At 63.0% G+C, this 7,108-nt stretch carries 7 protein-coding genes and 1 pseudogene; 2 read left to right on the top strand and 6 right to left on the bottom strand.

Going from position 1 to position 7,108, the window contains the following annotated elements; all coding sequences use genetic code 11:
* From ACT6QH_RS01540 to ACT6QH_RS01520, 5 genes and pseudogenes are all read right to left on the bottom strand, one after another.
* Positions 1-177: pseudogene (locus ACT6QH_RS01540) on the bottom strand (acetaldehyde dehydrogenase (acetylating)); the annotation flags it as partial.
* Positions 177-971: a 2-keto-4-pentenoate hydratase gene (locus ACT6QH_RS01535; RefSeq protein ID WP_444973054.1), complete on the bottom strand. Its 795-nt coding sequence runs from the start codon at positions 969-971 to the stop codon at positions 177-179. The pseudogene ACT6QH_RS01540 and the gene ACT6QH_RS01535, both read right to left, overlap by 1 nt.
* 13 nt (positions 972-984) lie before the next feature.
* Positions 985-2,484, bottom strand: a complete 1,500-nt coding sequence (locus ACT6QH_RS01530; RefSeq protein WP_444973053.1) for a 2-hydroxymuconic semialdehyde dehydrogenase — start codon at positions 2,482-2,484, stop codon at positions 985-987.
* Positions 2,485-2,593: 109 nt separating this feature from the next.
* Positions 2,594-3,046: a GlcG/HbpS family heme-binding protein gene (locus tag ACT6QH_RS01525; RefSeq protein WP_444973052.1), complete on the bottom strand. Its 453-nt coding sequence runs from the start codon at positions 3,044-3,046 to the stop codon at positions 2,594-2,596.
* Positions 3,047-3,057: 11 nt separating this feature from the next.
* Entirely contained in the window at positions 3,058-3,978 is a 921-nt protein-coding gene (locus tag ACT6QH_RS01520) for a catechol 2,3-dioxygenase (protein ID WP_444973051.1), read from the bottom strand.
* A gap of 131 nt (positions 3,979-4,109) precedes the next feature.
* On the opposite strand from ACT6QH_RS01520, the gene ACT6QH_RS01515 reads away from it, so the two are divergent.
* Both ACT6QH_RS01515 and ACT6QH_RS01510 read left to right on the top strand, forming a co-directional pair.
* Positions 4,110-4,523 carry a hypothetical protein gene (locus tag ACT6QH_RS01515; protein ID WP_444973050.1) on the top strand — a complete coding sequence of 138 codons (414 nt, stop codon included), beginning with the start codon at positions 4,110-4,112 and terminating at the stop codon, positions 4,521-4,523.
* A complete protein-coding gene (locus ACT6QH_RS01510; protein ID WP_444973049.1) occupies positions 4,477-5,439 on the top strand; it encodes a GntR family transcriptional regulator in 963 nt (320 codons plus the stop codon). Before ACT6QH_RS01515 ends, ACT6QH_RS01510 begins: the two co-directional genes overlap by 47 nt.
* 47 nt (positions 5,440-5,486) lie before the next feature.
* Here ACT6QH_RS01510 and ACT6QH_RS01505 read toward each other — a convergent pair whose 3' ends face one another.
* The gene (locus ACT6QH_RS01505; RefSeq protein WP_444973048.1) at positions 5,487-7,013 is read right to left on the bottom strand and encodes a metal-dependent hydrolase family protein; all 1,527 of its coding nucleotides are present in this window, start codon (positions 7,011-7,013) and stop codon (positions 5,487-5,489) included.
* Positions 7,014-7,108: the final 95 nt, after the last annotated feature.

The raw sequence follows: 7,108 nt of genomic DNA, 5'->3' as shown, positions 1-7,108 counted from the left end.
AATACCCTCATGCGTCACCGCCACACCAAGGCGCGCCGCGCGGGCCAGGCCATCCGACTTCGGATCAATGCCAACCATCGCACCCATCGCAAGATGCGATGCATTGCGCATGATCTTGATCATCAGGTCCGTCCCGATATTCCCAGAACCAATGATCGCGCACAGGAGTTTCTTCATCACGCGTCTTCCTTCGCAAATGCGGCGCGCACGGAGCCCAGCCCCTCGATGCGGGCTTCATAGACACTGCCCCACTGCACCGTCGCCATGGGGCCAAGAGCGCCGGAAAGCACGGTATCACCAGCCTTCAGCGGTCGGCCGACGCGGGCCATGGTCCGGGCCAGCCACAGCACGGCCGAGAGCGGGTCTCCCAGGCAGGCTGCACCCGCCCCGACGGAAACCGGCTCGCCGGCACTTTCCATCACCATGCCGGCGGTCCGCAGTTCCAGATGTTCCAGTTTTTTCGGCGTGGAGCCGAGCACATAAAGACCGGAGGAGGCATTGTCGGCGATGGTGTCGAGAATGCCGATCTTCCAGTCGGCGATGCGTGAATCCACAATCTCGATTGCGGGCAGGGCGAAGGCGACAGCGCGCAGCACATCGGCGATGGTGAGGCGTTCCTCGTCGAGATCACGCTCCATCACGAAGGCGATTTCCGCTTCCACCTTGGGTTGGAGCAGGCGGCCTTTCGCCACCTCCCAGCCATCCAGAACGGCCATATCATCGAACAGCATGCCATAATCAGGCTGATCGACGCCCAGTTGGGCTTGCACGGCGCGTGAGGTGAGGCCGATCTTGCGGCCCACCAGACGCCGGCCATCCTCAAGGGCGCGCATTGTGTTCACATCCTGCGCGGCATAGGCCAGATCCAGCGCCCCTTCGGGCAGAAGATCGCGCACAGGGGCGCAGGCGATGCCTGTGCGCCGGGCTTCGGCCAGCCGTTCTGCGACTGTATTGATCGCCTGTTCGCTCACCGCTCTACCTCCCTCAAAGCTTGATGCAGACATTGGACAGCTCGGTATAGAATTCGAGCGAATGGACACCGCCTTCGCGGCCGATGCCGGATTGCTTGGAGCCGCCAAAGGCCGTGCGCAGATCCCGCAGGAACCAGCTGTTCACCCAGCAGATGCCCACATCCAGCTTGCCGGCCACGCGATGGGCGCGCGCCAGATTCTCCGTCCACACCGCAGCGGCGAGGCCATAGCGGGTGGAATTGGCGAGGCGGATGGCCTCCTCCTCCGTATCGAACGGGCGGATATGGCAGCAGGGGCCGAAGATTTCCTCGTTCACCACGCGGGCATCATCACCAAGGCCGGTCCAGATGGTGGGCTCGACCCATGCGCCCTGGGCCAGATCGCCCGGCATGTCCGGCACACCGCCGCCGGTGACAACCGTCGCGCCCTCATCCACCGCCGCCTTGTAATAGGAGAGCACCTTTTCACGATGCTCCATGCTCACCAGCGGGCCCATGGTGGTGGAAGGCTCTTCCGGGCGGCCCAGACGCAGCCCTTCCACGCCGGCCTTCAACCGGGCGACGAAAGCCTCGAAGATGGGCCGTTCCACATAGATGCGCTCTGTGCCGAGGCAGACCTGTCCGCAATTGGCGAAGGCCGAGCGCAGCGTACCTTCAACAGCCTTGTCGAGATCACAATCGGCAAAGACCAGAGCCGGGTTCTTGCCGCCCAGCTCGAAGGAGACCTGACGCAGCCCCACGGCGGCCTGCTTCATGATGGCTTCGCCGGTGCGGGTTTCCCCGGTGAAAGTGATGCCGTTGACCAGCGGATGCTGGGTGAGAAATTCGCCGGCGGAATTCGGGCCGAAGCCATGCACCACATTATAGACGCCCTTGGGCACGCCCACCTTGTTCATCACTTCACCCAGGAGGGTGGCGGTGAGGGGTGTTTCCTCCGAAGGCTTGACAACAACCGTGTTGCCGCAGGCCAGGGCCGGGCCCACCTTCCATGTCATCAGCAGCAGCGGCAGGTTCCAGGGGGAGATGACGGCGATGACGCCCTTGGGCCGGCGCAGGCCGTAATTGAGCGCATTGGCGCCATCCGGCGTGTCGAGAATGAAGGTCTCGGTCGAGATGTTCTTCACCGTTTCGGCGAACATCTTGAAGTTGGCGGCCCCGCGCGGAATGTCGATATGGGAGGCCGTGCCATAGGGCTTGCCGGTATCGAGGCATTCTGCGGCGAGAAAATCATCGAAGCGATTGGTGATCTCATTTGCCACGGCGGCCAGCATGTCGGTGCGCTGGGCCACGGTGAGTTCGCCCCACGGACCATCCAGCGCCGCACGGGCTGCGGTAACAGCGGCATCCACCTCGGCCTTGCCGGCTTCCGGCACATGGCCGATCACGCTGTTGTCCAGCGGGCAGTGGTTCTCCCAGCTCTTGCCGGTGGCTCCCTGCGTGAAGGCGCCATCGATGAAGTGCGCGGCATCGCGGCGGGCGCTCTCAATGCTCGGGCGCGCAGTGTGAGTGGACATGTGGTTTCTCCTCAATCCTGTGGGCCCTGTCTGTCGCGTGTCCCCTGCCCGGTTGCGGGCAGGGAGGCTGATGCAGGGTGTCGTGTTGGTCCGGTGCCGGTGGGGGTGCTCAGCTGGATGTTGCGAGCCCGGATGTTGCGAGCCCCAGAGCGGCAAGGCCGGCCTGCGCACAGGCCCGGTCATCGTCTTCCGATCCGCCGGACACGCCGATGCCGCCAATCACCTCGCCATTTTCGACAATGGGAAACCCGCCCCCGAACAGCGCCACGCCGGGCCTCAGGGCAATGCCCTGATGCAGGGTGGAGCCGGCCCCGAGGCCGTCATCCAGCGCATCTGTGGAGACACCAAACACGGCGGCTGTATGGGCCTTGTCCTGTGCAATGGTGGTGGATGCCTTGAAGGCGCCATCACCGCGCAGCAGGGCGATCAGGTCTCCGCTGGCGTCCACCACGGCGGCGACCACGGGCACCTTGCGGGCCTCAGGGCCATGGGCCACGGCGGCATTCACGGCGGCGCGGGCGGCCTCTGCGCAAATGGTTCTGCGGGGGCGGGAAATAGCCATTGTGCGCCTCGTCAGGTCACGACCGAGAGGAAGGCTTCGTTGAGCTTGCGCTCATAATAGAAAATGGCCTTGCCGATCTGGTCACCTTCCCAGCGTCGGGTGGGGTTATCGGGATAGTAGGTGTAGCCCCCGGCGAAGACCTCGTTGCGATTGCCGGAGGGGTCAAAGAAATAGATGGTCTGGCCGCGTGTAATGCCGTGGCGGGTGGGGCCGACATCAATCGGAATATCGTAGCGGGTCAGAATATCTGCCGCATTGCCCACCGCCTGCCAGTTCTCCAGCTCGAAGGAGACATGGTGCAGCTTGTTCGGCTCGGGGAAGAAGACGAAGGCGATATCATGGGCCTTCATGCCGCAGGTGAGCCAGATGCCCAGAATGCCGTCCGGCGTTTCCACTTTTTCGGCCAGGCTGAAATCGAGCACCGTGGTGAAAAAATCCAGCACGTCTGCGATATTGGGGCCGTAGAACAGTGCATGGTCAAAGCGGCGGGCGGCCATGCCGTGGGGCTCCAGCTCCCACACATCCGGGTTCACGATGCGGGGCTGCGGCTCGGAGGCGTCCGCATGGGCGTAAAGCTCGATGCGATGGCCGGACTGGACCGTGAAGCCGATGCGGCGGCCAATACCCGGCTGTTCGCCGGCGGGGATATGATCCACCTCGAAGCCATAATCGCGGACCCGCTTTTCAAACTGGTCGAGATCGGCATCTTCATAGACCTTGAAGGCCATGGCGTCATAACCGGCGCTCTCGGCCGGGCGCAGCACGATGGAGTGGTGGTCGAACTCATCGGCGGATTTCAGATAGACGCGTCCATCCGGGCCTTCCATCACCTTGTGAAGGCCAACACGCTGAGTGTAATGCGCCACGGATGCGTCCATATCCATGGTGCAAAGCTGGATGAAGCCGGGGCGAAGCACGCCGCGAAGAGCCATTTCATATCCTCCCAGAAAAACGCATGCGCCTGGCCGGCTTATGACGCCGGTCCAGACAGGGGTCTTGGCTGGCCCTCTGCCGTAAGGGCAGGGGCTTTCATTATCCGGCTCCGGGTTTGATGGGCTTTGCCATGACCGGGGCGGAAAGTGTGATGTTTGGAAATATGCGGACCCGCACGGCCGGAATGCACAGCTGGCGGGCGCAGGCGGCCCTATGCCGCGGAAAGACGGATCTGTCTCATGCTCATCCTCCCGGTGGCGCTATTTGCGCGGGCGGGCCCTTGAGGGCCTGTCTCTTGTTGGGGAAAAATCTATGGCATAATAAATCGACGGTCAAACAAAATGTCGATATTTTTGAAATGTTCGTACAAACTGACCGTGCAGCGTGGGAGAGGGGCCGCAATACCGGTATCAAGATCAACAGGCGGCGTTTTTTCCGCTATGAGAATGTGTTCCGTTATGGAGCGCCGGAGCAGGTGCGGCGGCAGAGGGTATTTGATGGAAACCGCAGGCGACAGGCAGGCAGGCCAAAAGCAGGCAAGTGAAACGCTGGCAGGTGACCATCTGGATGGCGATGGCCAGAAGGGTGCTGATCTTGCGCGGGCGCCGCGCAGAATGGCGGATCTGGGTGGCGAGAGCCTTTCCGGCAGCAAGACCCTTGTAGAAGGGGCCTATGAAACCCTGCGCCGGGAAATTCTGGATGGGGTCTTCGCCCCCGGCACCAAGCTGCGGATGGAAGAGCTGCGCAGTCGCTATAATGTTTCTGGCTCCACCGTGCGAGAGGCGCTGACCCGCCTGCTGGGTGAGGCGCTGGTGACATCCGAAGGCCAGCGCGGGTTTCGGGTTGCTCCGGCCTCGCTGGAGGATTTCGAGGATCTCACCCGCGTGCGCGTTCTGGTGGAGACGGAAGCGCTGCGTCAGGCCATTGCCCATGGGGATGAAGCCTGGGAAAGCCAGATTGTGGCCAGCTTCTATCGTCTCTCCAAGGTGGAAGAGCGCCTGATGGAAGACCGCAAGGGCGCAATCAATGATTATGAGGCGCGCAATCGTGATTTTCATAGCGCCTTGATTGCGGCCTGTCCCTCGCGTTGGCTGCATCACATTATCGGGCTGCTGTTCCAGCAATCGGAGCGTTACCGGCGCATGGCGCTTTCCAGCCCGCCAGTGCCGCGTGATCTGCACGCCGAACATCAGGCCATTTTCGATGCCACGCTGGCGCGCGATGCAGACCGTGCAAGCCGCCTTCTGGCCGAGCATATCGAGCGCACGCTGACAGCCTTGCGCAGCTCGCTGGAAGAGTTTGACAAGACCCCTGTCGCCAGCGGCGGGAAGACCGTAAGGGCGTCGGTGCAGGCGCAGATGGCACCACGGAATGATGCGCCGGGGAAGGCTGCCGGCCGCAAGCGCGGTGTGATACGCGAACCGCGCTGTGCTGTTCCGGTGGCGGACAAGCAGAAATAGGCTTCGGGGAAGCGGGGGTAAATCCCCCGCGCGCCCTTTGGGACGGCTCAGGCGGCCAGCGTATTCTTGAAGATCTGCCCGCCCTTCATGATGAGCTTCATGTTGTGTTCCGGATCTTCGATCAGGTTGATATTTTCCAGCGGGTCACCATCCACCACGAGAAGATCAGCCCATGCGCCCCGGCGGATAACGCCGAGATCCCCAGGATAGGGATTTCGCGGGCCGGAAAGCTTCAGCAGTTCGCCGCCATGGCTGGTGGCCATGCGCAGGGTTTCGGCGGCGCCGAACCATGGGGCGATCTTGGCCAGTTGGCGGCCTTGCCCGCGGGTGCCGGCGGGATTGAACAATATATCCGTGCCCCAGGCCATCTTCGCCTTGAACTTCTGCCCCCACTCGAAGCATCGTACCGTGCCTTCGGCGATCTGCTTTTGCTGAAGCTGCTGCTCGGGCAGGCTTTTCGGGTTGGCGTCCAGATCGGCCAGAAAAGGCTGAATGCTCCACCAGATTCCTTCGCCGGCAATACGCCGGGCGGTTTCCTCATCGGCCAGCTGGCCGTGCTCGATACATTTCACGCCATGGTCGATGGCCCGGTTGATGCCGCCGGACATATAGACATGGGCGCATACATAGGTGCCCCAATCCGCCGCCGCCTGCACTGCGGCCCGGATTTCAGCCGGTGTGAACTGGATGGAATCGAGCGGATCATGCAGTGAGGAGACGCCGCCTCCCAGCATGACCTTGATCTGGCTGGCCCCCAGTAGCAGTTGCTCGCGGGTGGCGCGCAGGGCCTGGTCTGCCCCGTCCGCAATGGAGGCGATACCGGCGCGTTCCGAAACACTGAGCCCCATTTCAAGGGAGTGGGGCAGTTCGTTGCGGCTGCGGAAATCGCCATGCCCCCCAGTCTGGGTAATCATGGCCCCGGAGGGGAAGATGCGCGGGCCGGGCAGGCGCTTTTCATCAATGGCCCGTTTCAGCGCAAAGGCAGGCCCGCCCACATCGCGCACCGTGGTGAAGCCGCGCATCAGCGTTTTGTGTGCTTCTTCCGCCGCGACGAGATGGAGGAAGGGGATGTCCGCCGTCATGGCCACGGCCTGCGGCACGGCGGCCAGCAAGGCATGCCAGTGCGAATCAATCAGGCCGGGCATGATGGTGCGCCCGCCGCAATCAATCACCTCCACATGCTGAAGGCTGTCTGCGGCCCTTTCGCCCGCTGCGGGCAGGGCGGCGATGCGATCCTGTTCCACCAGCACATCGTGCCCCTCAATGAGCCGGCCTTCCACACCATCAAAGATGCGGGCATTGGCCAGCAGCAGGCGACCGGAAGGGCTGGCCTGGGCTGGCTTCGGCAGGCCGGAGAGCAGGGGCAGGGCCAGCCCAGCGGCCAGCCCGCCCAGTACGGAGCGGCGGGAGAGCGCGCCATTCAGCCGGGCATAGATGGCCATGACCTCGGGCGTATGGCAGGCGCAGCCCATGCCGTGGGTGGAGCCTTCCGCTCCGGCATCAGCCACGACGCCTTCTCCTGCACCGGAACGGTTGAGCAGGGTGCGATATTTGTTCCGGGGTGGCAGGCGCATGGTCTCACCTCATGATGAATCGTGCGCAGCCTAGGTCAGGCTTGTGATGAAATCATGCGAAATGGGCCGGTGAAGCGGGAAGTTTCCAATGTCGG

The sequence above is a fragment of the Haloleucobacter albus genome, from assembly GCF_052492075.1.
Note: the sequence above shows the minus strand (reverse complement) of the source record. Positions and strands in the feature narration are given on the sequence as shown.

Bases quoted from the DNA above. Each gene is read 5' to 3' on its own strand.
- ACT6QH_RS01530 (WP_444973053.1), bottom strand. From the start codon at position 2,484: ATGTCCACTCACACTGCGCGCCCGAGCATTGAGAGCGCCCGCCGCGAT.
- ACT6QH_RS01525 (WP_444973052.1), bottom strand. From the start codon at position 3,046: ATGGCTATTTCCCGCCCCCGCAGAACCATTTGCGCAGAGGCCGCCCGC.
- ACT6QH_RS01520 (WP_444973051.1), bottom strand. From the start codon at position 3,978: ATGGCTCTTCGCGGCGTGCTTCGCCCCGGCTTCATCCAGCTTTGCACC.
- ACT6QH_RS01515 (WP_444973050.1), top strand. From the start codon at position 4,110: ATGACCGGGGCGGAAAGTGTGATGTTTGGAAATATGCGGACCCGCACG.
- ACT6QH_RS01510 (WP_444973049.1), top strand. From the start codon at position 4,477: ATGGAAACCGCAGGCGACAGGCAGGCAGGCCAAAAGCAGGCAAGTGAA.
- ACT6QH_RS01505 (WP_444973048.1), bottom strand. From the start codon at position 7,013: ATGCGCCTGCCACCCCGGAACAAATATCGCACCCTGCTCAACCGTTCC.